A 12773-nucleotide genomic window follows, 5' to 3' on the forward strand; every position below is an offset into this window, starting at 1 on the left:
CGCGACAGCGACAGTGAGGGGGAGCCTATCACCGCGAGCGCCCTCACGATCTGAAGCACTGCCCCACCCTCACTGCCCCTTTCGGGGCATCTCTCCCGCCAGCGGGAGAGAGTATTGGGAGCAAGCTGCTACGCCATATGCGATAGCCCTCCCCTCAAAAGGGGGAGATTGGCCGGGGGCTATGCGGTTATGTCCAGCCTTACTTCCCTTCCAGATAAGGCGCGATCAGCGCCAGATCGGCTTCGCCGAGGCGTTCGCTGGCCGAATTGCGCTGGTGCCAGTAGGGGTATTGCAGCCAGGGCTGGCTGACGGCGTCGAGGCGGCCGCGTTCCTCGTCGGTGAGCTTCAGGTCGGCGGAGGCGAGGTTGTCGCGGAACTGTTCTTCCGTGCGCCCGCCGATGATCACCGAGGTCACGCCCCTGCGCCCCAGCGTCCAGGCCAGCGCCACCTGGGCCGCCGAAACGCCGCGAGCATCGGCGATTTCCACCAGCGTGTCGATGATGGTCCAGAGCCGCTCCTCGTCGCGGATCGGCGGCTCGGTCCAGCCGGCGAACTGGCGGGTGCCTTCGGGGGCCTTCTGGTTGCGGCGATGCTTGCCGGACAGAAGTCCGCCGGCGATCGGGCTCCAGACCAGAATGCCGAGGCCCTGGTCAATACTGATCGGCACCAGCTCGTTTTCGGCGTCGCGGCTTTCGAGCGTGTAGTGAATCTGCTGGCTGACGAAGCGCTGGCGGTGCTCGCGTTCGGCTATGCCGAGCGCCTTCATGATATGCCAGCCGGAGAAATTCGAGCAGCCGACATAGCGAACCTTGCCATGGCGCACCAGCGTGTCGAGCGCCTCCATGGTTTCCTCCAGCGGGGTCAACCCGTCCCATTCATGGACCTGGTAGAGGTCGATGACATCGGTCTTCAGGCGTTTCAGGCTGGCCTCGCAGGCGGCGATCAGGTGGTGGCGGGAAAGGCCGGCATCGTTCGGCCCGTCGCCCATGGCGAAGCGCGCCTTGGTCGCGATCATCATCTTGTCGCGGCGCGGCTTGTCCATGATGTCGCCGATGATTTCCTCGCACACGCCTTGCGAATAGGCATCGGCCGTATCCATCAGATTGACGCCGGCGTCGATGCAGATGTCGACGAGACGTCTTGCGTCGTCGGCGCCGAGATCGCCCACCGTCTTCGCCCAACCGACCCCGCCAAAGGTCATGGTGCCCATGGTGATGGTCGAGATTTTCAGGCCCGAACGGCCGAGCTGGCGATATTCCATGATGTTCCTCCGAGTGTATAAAGGCGGGGTGCACCGCGTCTGGCCGCGCTGCCATGGGCCAGCCTAGGCAGCGAGACGGTCGAACGCAACCCGATTTCAGGCAAGCGACCCTACGCCCCGAAAACAGGACGACGAGCGATGCAGACACCAGCGAAAGACAGGGATACCCGTTTCTGGGACAAATCCGCCGAAAAATATGCGGCGCAGAAGGTTGCCGATGAGGAAACCTACCGGATCAAGCTGGAGCGGACCGGCGCGCTGTTCACACCGGAGATGACGGTTATGGAGTTCGGCTGCGGCACGGGCACAACCGCGCTTCACCACGCCCCGGCCGTGGCCCGCATCGATGCCTATGACATCTCGGAAAACATGATCGCGATCGCCCGAGAAAAGGCGGAGAAGGCCGGCATCACCAATGTCGCGTTCCGCGCGGGCGATGTCGAGGACATCGATGGCGGACCCTATGACGCCGTGATGGCCCACTCCATCCTGCATCTTCTTAAAAACCGGCGGGCGGTGCTTGCCAAGGTTCACGCCATGCTGAAGCCGGGCGGGCTGTTCATCTCCTCGACCGCCTGCATTGCCGACGGTCTTGGCTTCCTGCGCCCGATCCTGCCGGTCATGCGTCTGTTCGGCAAGGCGCCCTATGTCGGCGTGTTTTCGCAGGCCACGCTGGTGGAAGAGATGCGACAGGCCGGGTTTTCGATCGTCGAGGAATGGCGTCCCGCCAAGATGAAGGCGGCGTTCGTGATCGCGCGGAAGGGATAGCCCGGCCATCCCTTCCGCACGGCGCGGCCTTACAGAATATACCGCGACAGGTCGGTGTCCTGGGCCATGTCGCCGACATGCTTGCGGACATAGTCGCTGTCGATGGTCAGCGCCTGACCGGACTGGTCGGGGGCGGTGAAGGAGATTTCGTCCAGCACCCGCTCCATCACCGTCTGCAGCCGGCGCGCGCCGATGTTTTCGACGGTGGCGTTGAGGTGCACCGCGACATCGGCGAGCGAATCGATCGCGTCCTCGGTGAAGTCGAGCGAGACTTCCTCGGTTTCCATCAGCGCCTTGTACTGGCGGATCAGGCTGGCCTCGGTTTCCGTCAGGATGCGGCGGAAATCCTCCTTGGTCAGCGCCTGCAGTTCGACGCGGATCGGCAGGCGGCCCTGAAGCTCCGGCAGGAGGTCGGAGGGCTTGGAGACGTGGAACGCGCCGGACGCGATGAACAGGATATGGTCGGTCTTGATCGGGCCGTATTTGGTGGCAACCGTCGTGCCTTCCACCAGCGGCAAGAGGTCGCGCTGCACGCCCTCGCGGGAGACGCCCGCACCCATGCGGCCATCGCCGGCGGCGATCTTGTCGATCTCGTCGAGGAACACGATGCCGTCTTCCTGCACAAGGCGCACGGCCTCGCGCTGAATGACCTCGTCATCGAGCAGCTTGTCAGACTCGTCGCGGACCAGGTCGTCATGGGAAGCCTTGACAGTGGTGCGAACCTTCTTGGTCTTCTGTTGCTTGCCGAACATTTCGGAAAGGTTCAGCACGCCGATATTCGCGCCGGGCATGCCCGGGATTTCGAAGCCTCCCATGCCGGAGCCGGTATCGTTGATCTCGATGTCGATTTCCTTGTCATCGAGTTCGCCGGAGCGCAGTTTTTTACGGAACGAGTCACGGGTGGCGGGCGAGGCGGTCTTGCCGACCAGCGCGTCGAGCACGCGTTCCTCGGCATTGGCATGGGCCTTGGCCTGCACTTCCTGGCGCTTCTTCTCGCGCACCAGAACGAGGCCGATTTCGACGAGGTCGCGGATGATCTGCTCGACATCGCGGCCGACATAGCCGACCTCGGTGAACTTGGTGGCCTCGATCTTGATGAAGGGCGCGCCGGCGAGTTTGGCAAGCCGTCGCGAAATCTCGGTCTTGCCGACGCCGGTCGGCCCGATCATCAGGATGTTCTTCGGCATCACCTCGTCGCGCAAATCATCGGGAAGCTGCTGGCGGCGCCAGCGGTTGCGAAGCGCAATCGCAACGGCGCGCTTGGCGTCGTGCTGGCCGATGATGTGGCGGTCGAGCTCGGAAACGATCTCGCGGGGGGAAAAATTGGTCATCTGTCACTGCTCCTCAAGGATCGCGGGCCATCAGCAGCGCCGGACCGCTTGTCATGCTGAAAGTTCCAAGCCGGACGAAGCCGGCCTTCTCGTAAGCGCGGATCGCCGCCGCGTTATCTGGATGCGGATCGACGAGCACGCGGCTTGCGCCGTCATTCAATGCCCGCTCCGCCATGGCCGAAACCAGCCGTGTCCCAAGGCCCTTGCCGATCTTGTCGGCGGGGCCGATGAACTGGTCGATGCCGAACGTGCCCATGGGCTGGCCCTCGAGCGCCGGCTCGTTGTCGCGTTCATGATCGAGATCGCAAAGCTGGATATAGCCGAACGGCACGTCATCCAGCAGCACGACGAAGGGCGAGACCGTGGGGTCGTCGATATGGGACCGCATTTGCTCGACCTGTCTTTCCGCACGGTGCCACCACGCGGCAACATGCGGCTCCGCAAGCCAGCGGGCCATCATGTCGAGATCATCCTCGGCAAGCGGGCGGAAGCCTATGACGCCGTCACTATGCGGCATCCAGCGTTTCCACGATGATGTTGCCATTGGTATAGACACAGATCTGCGAGGCGATTTCCATGGCCCGGCGGGCGACGTCTTCGGCGGACTTGTCGCCGTCCATCAGGGCAAGCGCCGCCGAAAGCGCGTAATTGCCGCCGGAACCGATCGCCATTACGCCCTGTTCGGGTTCCAGCACATCGCCATTGCCGGTGACGGCAAGCGTGATGTCCTTGTCGGCGACCAGCATCATCGCTTCCAGATTGCGCAGATACTTGTCGGTGCGCCAGTCCTTGGCAAGCTCGACGCAGGCGCGCATCAACTGGTCGGGATATTGCTCCAGCTTGCGCTCCAGCCGTTCCAGCAGGGTGAAGGCATCGGCGGTGGCGCCGGCAAAACCGGCGATCACATTGCCGTTCTTGCCGATGCGGCGAACCTTGCGGGCATTGCCCTTCATCACCGTCTGGCCGAGCGAGACCTGGCCGTCGCCGGCCATCACCACCTTGCCGTCCTTGCGCACGGTGATGATGGTGGTGGCATGCATGGTGCCGAAGGGATTGTGTTCGCTCATGATCAAAAACCTCACTTGCGGCCCATCGGGACGGGCCTTTCCGGCTCCCTATGTAGGCAGCCATGCCACATTTGCAATCCGCTCAGGCTCTCGGACGGGCCTGCGCCAGAAGAATGCCGGCCAGAATAAGCGCGAGGCCGGAGAACCGCAGCACCGGCGAGGCCGTCACCCCCTCCGCCATATCCATCGCCGCGCCGGCGATCATCTGGCCGCCGATGATCAGCACCGCCGTGTTGACCGCGCCGATCTTCGGGATCACCCAGGAGCCGGCGGCGACGAAGATGACGCCAAGCGGTCCGCCGAGCCAGGCATAGGGCGGGATATCGGCAAGCGATGATGGCCACAGGCCGCCGAGCGCAAGCAGTACCGCGCTCATGACGATGAACCCGACCAGATGGTTGTAGAAGGACGACGTCATCGGCGAGGTGGAGAGGCTGAGGCGCCCGTTGACCTGCCGGCTGAGGATCACCAGAACGCCGGTGACGATAGCATAGATGATCGCCGCGATCATGCCGTGGCCCCCGCCATGATGACCAGCAGGCCGCCGGCCAGAATCAGCGCCACCACGACCAGATCGCGCCGGTCGAGCCTGCGCGCCGGCAGGCCGAAAAAGCCCCAGTAATCCGCGGCCAGCGAAAACAGCACCTGGCTGGCAAGTCCGATCGCAATCGTGCCGGAGAGCGCCAGCGGCGAGTTGACGGCGAGTGCCGCGCACACCACGGTTGCCGCGCCGAACACGCCGCCGAGATAGGCCCACCAGGGGATCGAAGGCTTCGCCTCCACCGCGCCTGCACGCTTCCTGAGGCCGAGAAGCCCGAGAAGCGCGATCGACACCACCGTGCCGGTGGCATGGGCCGTCCAGGAGGCGAACATCGCATTGCTGTAAAAGCTCATGACCGCGTTCAGATGGGTCATCATGGCCAGCACGCAGCCGGAGGCGAAGGCGGCGATGAAATAAAGCAAAGCGGGGCGTTGGGCGGCAGGCATCGGCAGGGCTTTCAATGACAATTGCTCCTCCCTTAGCCGAGAATGGGCGCGCAAGAAACACGCCCGCTTTTCTTTTGCGCTTCAAGACTCCGCCTGATAAGAAACGCGCATCATCCCGTTTCGATGGAGGCATCAGGCATTATGGCCGCTCAGACCGAAGCCCGCCGCGCGGAAATCGCGCGCAAGACCAATGAAACCGCCGTTTCCGTGACCGTCAATATTGACGGTACCGGCGAAGCGCGGATTGCGACCGGGATCGGCTTCTTCGACCATATGCTCGACCAGCTTTCCCGCCATTCGCTGATCGACATGACGATCGAGGCCAAGGGCGATCTGCATGTCGACGATCACCACACCGTGGAGGATGTCGGCATCGCCATCGGCCAGGCGCTGGCAAAGGCGCTCGGCAATCGCGCCGGCGTGACCCGATACGCCTCGATCGACCTCGCCATGGACGAGACCATGACCAAGGCGGCGCTCGACCTTTCCGGCCGGCCCTTCCTGGTGTGGAACGTCGCCTTCCCGAGCGAGAAGATCGGCACCTTCGATACCGAGCTGATGCGCGAATTCTTCCACGCGCTCGCCCAGAATGCCGGCATCACGCTGCATGTGCTCAATCATTACGGCGCCAACAGCCACCACATCGCCGAGACCTGTTTCAAGGCGGTGGCGCGGGCCTTGCGCGCGGCCGCCGAGATCGATCCCCGTCAGGAAGGCCGCGTGCCGTCCACCAAGGGCATGCTGGCCTGAGGCCATAACACCGGAATGAAACCATGACCCAGACAGTCGCGATCATCGACTATGGTTCGGGAAACCTGCGCTCGGCCACCAAGGCGTTCGAGCGCGCCGCCCGCGAGAGCGGCGCGGATGCGGAAATCGTGCTGACCGACAAGGCCGAGGTAGTGGCAAACGCCGACCGCATCGTGCTGCCCGGCGTCGGCGCCTATGCCGATTGCCGCGCCGGCCTTGCCGCCGTTGACGGCATGGTCGAGGCGATCCGCGAGGCGGTGGAGGCGAAAGCCCGCCCCTTCCTCGGCATCTGCGTCGGCATGCAGCTGATGTCCGAGCGCGGGCTGGAGAAGACCACCTCGGAAGGCTTCGGCTGGATCGCCGGCGATGTCGTCCCGATCACGCCCGCCGATCCGGACCTCAAGATCCCGCAGATCGGCTGGAACACGCTGACGCTGATGACCCCGCATCCGCTGTTCGACGGCATCGAAACCGGCGAGGACGGCCTCCACGCCTATTTCGTCCACTCCTACCACCTTGCCGCAAAGAGGCCGGAACAGGTGATCGCCACCACCGATTACGGCGGCCCCGTCACCGCCTTCGTCGCCGACGGCAACAAGGCCGGCAGCCAGTTCCACCCGGAAAAGAGCCAGACCCTCGGCCTCAAGCTGATTACCAATTTTCTGACGTGGGCGCCCTGAGGCTGCCCCGCACCAATTCGAAAGACCGAAACCAGATGATCCTTTTCCCCGCAATCGACCTGAAAGACGGCCAGTGCGTGCGCCTCAAGCTTGGCGATATGGAGCAGGCGACGATTTACAATCCCGATCCGGGCGCACAGGCGAAAGCGTTCGAGGATCAGGGGTTTTCGTGGCTGCACGTGGTCGATCTGAACGGCGCGTTTGCCGGCGAGAGCGTGAATGGCGCGGCGGTCGACGCGATCCTGAAAGCGACCAAGAACCCGGTACAGCTCGGTGGCGGTATCCGCTCGCTGGAGCATATCGAGAACTGGCTGTCGAAGGGTCTTGCCCGCGTCATTCTCGGCACCGTGGCGGTGCGCGATCCGGAACTGGTGAAGGCCGCCTGCAAGGCGTTTCCCGGCAAAATCGCCGTCGGCATCGATGCGCGCGGCGGCAAGGTGGCGGTGGAAGGCTGGGCGGAAGCCTCCGAGCTTGAGGTGGTGGAGCTTGCCAGGCGCTTCGAGGGCGCGGGCGTCGCCGCGATCATCTACACCGATATCGACCGCGACGGCATCCTGACCGGCATCAACTGGGATTCAACGCTGGCGCTGGCCGCCGCCGTCGAAATCCCCGTCATCGCCTCCGGCGGTCTCGCCTCGATGGACGACATCGCCCGGATGACAAAGCCGGACGCCCAGATCCTCGAAGGCGCCATCTCCGGCCGCGCGCTCTATGATGGCCGGATCGATCCGGCGGAGGCACTGGCGCTGCTGAAAGGCCAATGAAACGAATCAGTTACGCGCTAAACTGTTGAATGCAAACGCTGTTCTTGACAATTCGCCCCCGCGACCTCATATTAAGGTCAAGTGGACCGGGGGATGTTCCCAGTCGGCGTCTGGCTCTGGAGGTTGCTCCGGGGCCTTTCGCTTTTTCAGGGGAAGCTCTTGAGGCCATATCCGCGATACCTTCCCTCTTCGCCTGTGCGAAATTTACGCTCGATAATATCAAAAGCCCTGTTTTGCTGCTCTGGCCGCAGTTCGTGCAACCCGATCGGTCGGGCAATCAGATCGGAGATCTGAAGGCCAGAGGAATTTGCGGTTTTCTCGACAAAGCGAATATCAAAGCAATCCATGGCATCGCCGTGATAATTCGACCGGTCGCATATTCTGCGAAATTCAAGTTCCAGCTCTGCGTCCTCCTTTTTTCCTCGTTTCTCGAAAACACAATGGGTTAAGTCATTCTCTGAGTGACGGTCAATCATCAGGCGATAAAGGCGCTCCAGACAGAACTTCAGGGCGATTTCGTAAGGGTTGCCGGGGCTCTCGTACCTGCTTTTCAGTCGCGTTTTATCAATAGCGGCCGCAATGACGGTAAATTCGGCCTGATCAATAACCTCGTTCAGATCAGTCATGAAGGCATCTCTGCGATCTCGATTCTGAAGGAACGCGAAAGGCGGTTTCTGCTGCCGCATCTCGCGCTCGTGAAATACCACGGCATCATGGCCAAACCATTTGAACTTGAGCCGCTGAAACGCCGGCACGGTGGCTTCGATATAGGAGGCCTTCTCAAAAACGCAGAAAGCCAGCAAGAAAACCGGGTAATTCGGTGAAATGACGCTGAGATTGTGATCGCCGCTTTCATCGACATAAACAATGTAATCGCTGAACTGCAATTTATTGCCCTTTCCGCTTCAACGTCCTACAAACCATTCTCAATTCTGAACTGCCAGCAAGCCTCAGGCGCTTACTCTTGTAAAGGTACCGGCGATGACCCTCAAAGCCCGCGTCATACCCTGTCTCGACGTCAAGGACGGTCGGGTCGTCAAGGGGGTCAACTTTGTCGATCTGATTGATGCCGGCGATCCGGTGGAGGCGGCGCAGGCTTATGATGCGGCTGGTGCCGATGAGCTCTGCTTCCTCGATATCACCGCGACCTCCGACAATCGCGAGACCATTTTCGACGTTGTGACCCGCACCGCCGAGCATTGCTTCATGCCGCTCACCGTCGGCGGCGGGGTGCGCACGGTGGCCGATATCCGCAAGCTGCTGCTTTGCGGGGCCGACAAGGTGTCGATCAATTCGGCGGCGGTGAAGAACCCGGATTTCGTGGCGGAAGCCGCCGACAAGTTCGGCAATCAGTGCATCGTGGTGTCGATCGATGCCAAGCGGCGCGAGACGCCGGCGGGCGAAGGCGACAGCGCCTGGGAAATCTTCACCCATGGCGGCCGCCAGCCGACCGGCATCGATGCGGTGAAATTTGCGAAGAAGGTCGTTGATCTCGGCGCGGGCGAAATCATGCTGACCTCGATGGATCGCGACGGCACCAAGGCGGGCTACGACATCGAACTGACCCGCACGCTCGCCGATGCGGTTTCCGTGCCGGTGATCGCGTCGGGCGGCGTCGGCACGCTCGATCATCTGGTGGAAGGCATCCGCGACGGCCACGCCACCGCCGTTCTGGCTGCGTCAATTTTTCACTTCGGCACCTATTCCATAGGCGAGGCGAAACAGTATATGGCTGACAGCGGGATTGCCGTCAGGCTCGACTGACGGCAAAGGAGAGGACATGTCAGAATTCACGCTTGCCGATCTGGAGGCAATTGTCAGTACCCGCGCCGCGGCTTCGCCCGAGGAAAGCTGGACCGCCAAACTGGTTGCCGGCGGACAGCGCAAGGCCGCCAAGAAGCTGGGCGAGGAAGCCGTCGAAGCGGTGATCGCGGCCATCGCCGAAGACCGCGAGAACCTTGTCGAGGAAAGCGCCGACCTGCTGTTCCATCTTCTCGTGGTTTTGAAGATCGCCGACATCCCGCTCTCCGACGTCATGGATGAGCTTGCCCGGCGGACAGGTCAGTCCGGCCTCGCCGAGAAGGCGGGACGCACGTCGTCATGATCGCCGGTTTCGAGGAAACGCTTGTCGCGGACGGTGATGGTTCCGGCACAACGGTCTCGCCCTATCGCTTCTTTACCGCCGAGGAATGGTCGCATTTCCGCGCCGATACGCCGCTAACGCTGACGGCCGAGGAGGTGCGCAAGCTGCGTTCGCTGAACGACCCGATCGAGCTGGAAGAGGTGCGGCGCATCTACCTGTCGCTGTCGCGGTTGCTGTCGAGCCATGTCGAATCCTCGCAGATGCTGTTCCGCCAGCGCGGCCGGTTCCTCAATTTCGGCGAGGCGGACGCCAAGACCCCCTTCATCATCGGCGTCGCCGGCCCCGTTGCGGTCGGCAAGTCAACCACGGCGCGCCTGCTGAAACAGCTCCTCGCCCGATGGCCCTCGAGCCCCAAGGTCGATCTCGTCACCACCGACGGCTTTCTCTATCCAAATGCCGTCTTGGAGATGGAAGGGCTGATGCGGCGCAAGGGCTTTCCCGAAAGCTTCGACACCGCCGCGATCCTGCGCTTCCTCTCGGCGATCAAGGCCGGCATGCCGAATGTGAAGGCGCCGCTCTATTCGCATCTGAGCTACGACGTGCTGCCCGGCGATTTCGTCACCGTCGACCGTCCCGATATCCTGATCTTCGAGGGCATCAATGTGCTGCAGGCCCGCGATCTGCCGGCCGGTGGCCGGATGGTGCCGATGGTATCGGATTTCTTCGACTTCTCGATCTATATCGACGCCAGCACCGACCTCATCCACCACTGGTATGTCGAGCGCTTCATGAAGCTGCGCCAGACCGCCTTCCGCGACCCGGCCTCCTATTTCCATCGCTATGCGCTGCTGACCGAGGAGGACGCGATGTCGACGGCGGAGGATCTCTGGAACAACATCAACATGAAAAACCTCATCGAAAACATCCTGCCGACCCGCCCGCGCGCCGATCTGATCCTGCGCAAGGGCCGCGATCATCTGGTGGAAACGGTCGCGCTGAGAAAGCTCTGAGCGCGACCCGGCCGGTCAGTCCTCGACCGGCTCCGGCTCCGGCCTGGGCTTCCTCTTGCGCGGCCCCAGATAGACGATCGAAACCACCGAGAGCGCCAGCAGCACGAGCGCGATCGGGTGCTGGAACACGACCATCGGGTCGCCGCGGCTGATCAGGATCGACTGCACCATCTTCGATTCCAGCTCCGGCGTCAGCACATAGCCGATGATGAAGGCAACCACCGAAAAGCCGAAACGCTGCATGAAATAGCCGAGAACGCCGAAGGCGAGCATGATGTAGACGCCGAACATCGAACCGGCGGTCACATAGGCCCCGGTGATGCAGAGCAGCAGCGCCGCCGGATAGACCACCGAATTGGGCGCGGCGATCGCCAGCGACCAGATCCGCATGCCGACCTGGCCGACGCCGAGATTGCAGAAATTGGCAATCAGCATCGCCCCGAACAGGCCGTAGATCAGCCGTCCCTGTTCCTCGAACAGGAGCGGGCCAGGCTGGACACCGTGAATAATGAAGGCGCTGACCAGAAGGGCGGCGGCGATATTGCCCGGAATGCCGAGCGTCAGAAGCGGTATCAGATTGGCCCCGACCACCGCCGAATTGGCGGCTTCCGACGCCGCGATGCCGCGCGGATCGCCCTTGCCGAAGCTTTCCGGGTCCTTCGCCGCCTGTTTGGTGACGGAATAGGACAGAAATCCCGCCGTCGCGGACCCGAGCCCCGGGATCGCGCCGATCACGGTGCCGATCACGAAGGCGCGGATCGCCACATATTTGTTGGCCAGTAGTTCGGTAAGGGTGACGCCCCTGTCCTCCGGATCATCGGAGCGCACCCGGATCGGCGAGGCCGTGCTGGTCGCCCGCGTGGTCGCGGCGATCTGACGGAAGATCTCGGAAACGGCAAGCAGCCCGATCGACATCGCCGTCAGCGGCAGGCCGTCATAGAGATCGAGCGAGCCGAAAGTGAAGCGCGGCGTGCCCAGTCCCGGATCGATACCGACCGAGGCGAAAAGAAACCCGAGCGCCGCCGCCATCAGCCCCTTCACCATCGAATTGCCGACAAGGCCGGTGATCACGGTGAAGGCGAGGATCATCAGCGCGGTGATCTCGATCGGCCCCATGCGGAGCGCCACCAGCGCCAGCGGCGCGGAAATGGTGATCAGCACGAGGTCGCTCGAAATGTCGCCGAAGACAGAGTAATAAAGCGAATATTTCATCGCTTTCATCGGCCGGCCCTTCTTGGCCATCGGATGCCCGTCCAGCGCGGTCGCCGCCGATTCCGGCGTGCCGGGCGTGTTGATCAGGATTGCCGGGATCGCGCCGCCGACCGTGCCGCCCTTGTTGACCGAAATCAGGAAGGCCAGCGCCGTTAGCGTGTCGAGCGTATAGGTAAGCGGGATCGCAATCGCGAGCGCCATCAGCAGCGTCATGCCGGGAATCGCGCCGACGATCTGGCCGACGGCGACGCCGAAGATGATATACAGAAGGTTGGTGAGCGTGAGCGCATCCGTCAGCCCGCCGATGATCGTTGCAAAATCAGGCATCAGAGCGCTCTCAGAACGGGATTGCGGGCAGCGGACGGCCCATGACGATGACGAAGACGAACCATGTGCCGACCGGCACGGCGGCGATGGTTGCCGCAAGCCAGGCATAGCGCCGCTCGAACATGAAGGCGCAGATCACCGCCATCAGCGCCACCGCCGACGGCAGGAAGCCGATCCGCGGCATGGCGAGCGCCGCCACAAGCACGGCGAGGGTGAGACCGACGAGACGGATGAACTCATAGCCGTCGAACCCGGCCGCCTCGCGCGGCTTCATGACGAGCTGCACCGCGCCGAGCAGGATGAACAGCCAGGCCGCGATCCTTGGAAACAGCGACGGGTCGATCGGCCCGGCGCTGGCGGTGACCTGATCGGGGATCAGGTAGAAGAGAAGGAAACCGCCGAAGATGATGGCGGCTCCCCCGATCAGACGTTCAAACTGCATGCTGCCGGACCTTCCCGCGTCACTTGCCGAGATAGGTCTTGTAGAACATCGCGTTCTTGGCGATCCTGTCCGCCGTGCCCTGCGGCCCGAG

16 protein-coding genes are annotated in these 12773 nt (G+C 62.8%); 7 read left to right on the plus strand and 9 right to left on the minus strand.

The window, feature by feature from the left end; translation table 11 throughout:
* Nucleotides 1–199: 199 nt before the first annotated feature.
* A complete protein-coding gene (locus B4E36_RS01375) occupies nucleotides 200–1261 on the minus strand; it encodes an aldo/keto reductase (protein ID WP_292053714.1) in 1062 nt (353 codons plus the stop codon).
* Nucleotides 1262–1399: 138 nt separating this feature from the next.
* Here B4E36_RS01375 and B4E36_RS01380 point away from each other — a divergent pair, with 138 nt between their 5' ends.
* Nucleotides 1400–2029: a class I SAM-dependent methyltransferase gene (locus B4E36_RS01380; protein ID WP_292053717.1), complete on the plus strand. Its 630-nt coding sequence runs from the start codon at nucleotides 1400–1402 to the stop codon at nucleotides 2027–2029.
* Between the two features lie 29 nt (nucleotides 2030–2058).
* Here the strand turns inward: B4E36_RS01380 and hslU are convergent, their stop codons facing one another.
* From hslU to B4E36_RS01405, 5 genes are all read right to left on the minus strand, one after another.
* Complete coding sequence (gene hslU, locus B4E36_RS01385; RefSeq protein ID WP_018064894.1) at nucleotides 2059–3360, minus strand: ATP-dependent protease ATPase subunit HslU; 1302 nt, start codon at nucleotides 3358–3360, stop codon at nucleotides 2059–2061.
* A gap of 13 nt (nucleotides 3361–3373) precedes the next feature.
* Complete coding sequence (locus B4E36_RS01390) at nucleotides 3374–3877, minus strand: GNAT family N-acetyltransferase (RefSeq protein ID WP_292053721.1); 504 nt, start codon at nucleotides 3875–3877, stop codon at nucleotides 3374–3376.
* On the minus strand, nucleotides 3867–4427 hold the full coding sequence (hslV, locus tag B4E36_RS01395; protein ID WP_026173492.1) for an ATP-dependent protease subunit HslV: 561 nt from the start codon (nucleotides 4425–4427) through the stop codon (nucleotides 3867–3869). The genes B4E36_RS01390 and hslV overlap by 11 nt, the downstream gene beginning before the upstream one ends.
* Before the next feature lie 82 nt (nucleotides 4428–4509).
* The gene (locus tag B4E36_RS01400) at nucleotides 4510–4938 is read right to left on the minus strand and encodes a DMT family transporter (RefSeq protein WP_018064897.1); all 429 of its coding nucleotides are present in this window, start codon (nucleotides 4936–4938) and stop codon (nucleotides 4510–4512) included.
* Nucleotides 4935–5414: a DMT family transporter gene (locus tag B4E36_RS01405; RefSeq protein ID WP_292053901.1), complete on the minus strand. Its 480-nt coding sequence runs from the start codon at nucleotides 5412–5414 to the stop codon at nucleotides 4935–4937. Before B4E36_RS01405 ends, B4E36_RS01400 begins: the two co-directional genes overlap by 4 nt.
* A 141-nt stretch (nucleotides 5415–5555) precedes the next feature.
* Here B4E36_RS01405 and hisB point away from each other — a divergent pair, with 141 nt between their 5' ends.
* The 3 genes from hisB to hisA are packed head-to-tail and all read left to right on the plus strand — an operon-like array spanning nucleotide 5556 to nucleotide 7608.
* Nucleotides 5556–6164: an imidazoleglycerol-phosphate dehydratase HisB gene (gene hisB / locus B4E36_RS01410; RefSeq protein WP_292053726.1), complete on the plus strand. Its 609-nt coding sequence runs from the start codon at nucleotides 5556–5558 to the stop codon at nucleotides 6162–6164.
* Nucleotides 6165–6187: 23 nt separating this feature from the next.
* Nucleotides 6188–6844: an imidazole glycerol phosphate synthase subunit HisH gene (gene hisH, locus B4E36_RS01415; RefSeq protein WP_292053729.1), complete on the plus strand. Its 657-nt coding sequence runs from the start codon at nucleotides 6188–6190 to the stop codon at nucleotides 6842–6844.
* A gap of 35 nt (nucleotides 6845–6879) precedes the next feature.
* On the plus strand, nucleotides 6880–7608 hold the full coding sequence (gene hisA / locus B4E36_RS01420; protein ID WP_292053734.1) for a 1-(5-phosphoribosyl)-5-[(5-phosphoribosylamino)methylideneamino]imidazole-4-carboxamide isomerase: 729 nt from the start codon (nucleotides 6880–6882) through the stop codon (nucleotides 7606–7608).
* Nucleotides 7609–7754: 146 nt separating this feature from the next.
* Here hisA and B4E36_RS01425 read toward each other — a convergent pair whose 3' ends face one another.
* On the minus strand, nucleotides 7755–8495 hold the full coding sequence (locus tag B4E36_RS01425) for a DUF3800 domain-containing protein (RefSeq protein WP_292053738.1): 741 nt from the start codon (nucleotides 8493–8495) through the stop codon (nucleotides 7755–7757).
* A gap of 94 nt (nucleotides 8496–8589) precedes the next feature.
* On the opposite strand from B4E36_RS01425, the gene hisF reads away from it, so the two are divergent.
* From hisF to coaA, 3 genes are read left to right on the plus strand one after another with little or no spacing between them, the layout of a single operon-like run.
* Complete coding sequence (gene hisF / locus B4E36_RS01430) at nucleotides 8590–9372, plus strand: imidazole glycerol phosphate synthase subunit HisF (protein WP_345899886.1); 783 nt, start codon at nucleotides 8590–8592, stop codon at nucleotides 9370–9372.
* A 16-nt stretch (nucleotides 9373–9388) separates the two neighbouring features.
* Complete coding sequence (locus B4E36_RS01435) at nucleotides 9389–9712, plus strand: phosphoribosyl-ATP diphosphatase (RefSeq protein ID WP_292053743.1); 324 nt, start codon at nucleotides 9389–9391, stop codon at nucleotides 9710–9712.
* Entirely contained in the window at nucleotides 9709–10701 is a 993-nt protein-coding gene (gene coaA / locus B4E36_RS01440; protein ID WP_292053746.1) for a type I pantothenate kinase, read from the plus strand. Before B4E36_RS01435 ends, coaA begins: the two co-directional genes overlap by 4 nt.
* A gap of 15 nt (nucleotides 10702–10716) precedes the next feature.
* Here the strand turns inward: coaA and B4E36_RS01445 are convergent, their stop codons facing one another.
* Together B4E36_RS01445 and B4E36_RS01450 are read right to left on the minus strand one after the other, a co-directional pair.
* Entirely contained in the window at nucleotides 10717–12240 is a 1524-nt protein-coding gene (locus B4E36_RS01445; protein ID WP_292053750.1) for a tripartite tricarboxylate transporter permease, read from the minus strand.
* Nucleotides 12241–12250: 10 nt separating this feature from the next.
* Nucleotides 12251–12682: a tripartite tricarboxylate transporter TctB family protein gene (locus B4E36_RS01450; protein WP_292053753.1), complete on the minus strand. Its 432-nt coding sequence runs from the start codon at nucleotides 12680–12682 to the stop codon at nucleotides 12251–12253.
* Nucleotides 12683–12773: the final 91 nt, after the last annotated feature.

This window comes from Martelella sp. UBA3392 (assembly GCF_002358775.1).
In the GTDB taxonomy this organism is placed as follows: domain Bacteria; phylum Pseudomonadota; class Alphaproteobacteria; order Rhizobiales; family Rhizobiaceae; genus Martelella; species Martelella mediterranea.

Bases quoted from the DNA above. Each gene is read 5' to 3' on its own strand.
- B4E36_RS01375 (WP_292053714.1), bottom strand. From the start codon at position 1,261: ATGGAATATCGCCAGCTCGGCCGTTCGGGCCTGAAAATCTCGACCATC.
- B4E36_RS01380 (WP_292053717.1), top strand. From the start codon at position 1,400: ATGCAGACACCAGCGAAAGACAGGGATACCCGTTTCTGGGACAAATCC.
- hslU (WP_018064894.1), bottom strand. From the start codon at position 3,360: ATGACCAATTTTTCCCCCCGCGAGATCGTTTCCGAGCTCGACCGCCAC.
- B4E36_RS01390 (WP_292053721.1), bottom strand. From the start codon at position 3,877: ATGCCGCATAGTGACGGCGTCATAGGCTTCCGCCCGCTTGCCGAGGAT.
- hslV (WP_026173492.1), bottom strand. From the start codon at position 4,427: ATGAGCGAACACAATCCCTTCGGCACCATGCATGCCACCACCATCATC.
- B4E36_RS01400 (WP_018064897.1), bottom strand. From the start codon at position 4,938: ATGATCGCGGCGATCATCTATGCTATCGTCACCGGCGTTCTGGTGATC.
- B4E36_RS01405 (WP_292053901.1), bottom strand. From the start codon at position 5,414: ATGCCTGCCGCCCAACGCCCCGCTTTGCTTTATTTCATCGCCGCCTTC.
- hisB (WP_292053726.1), top strand. From the start codon at position 5,556: ATGGCCGCTCAGACCGAAGCCCGCCGCGCGGAAATCGCGCGCAAGACC.
- hisH (WP_292053729.1), top strand. From the start codon at position 6,188: ATGACCCAGACAGTCGCGATCATCGACTATGGTTCGGGAAACCTGCGC.
- hisA (WP_292053734.1), top strand. From the start codon at position 6,880: ATGATCCTTTTCCCCGCAATCGACCTGAAAGACGGCCAGTGCGTGCGC.
- hisF (WP_345899886.1), top strand. From the start codon at position 8,590: ATGACCCTCAAAGCCCGCGTCATACCCTGTCTCGACGTCAAGGACGGT.
- B4E36_RS01435 (WP_292053743.1), top strand. From the start codon at position 9,389: ATGTCAGAATTCACGCTTGCCGATCTGGAGGCAATTGTCAGTACCCGC.
- coaA (WP_292053746.1), top strand. From the start codon at position 9,709: ATGATCGCCGGTTTCGAGGAAACGCTTGTCGCGGACGGTGATGGTTCC.
- B4E36_RS01445 (WP_292053750.1), bottom strand. From the start codon at position 12,240: ATGCCTGATTTTGCAACGATCATCGGCGGGCTGACGGATGCGCTCACG.
- B4E36_RS01450 (WP_292053753.1), bottom strand. From the start codon at position 12,682: ATGCAGTTTGAACGTCTGATCGGGGGAGCCGCCATCATCTTCGGCGGT.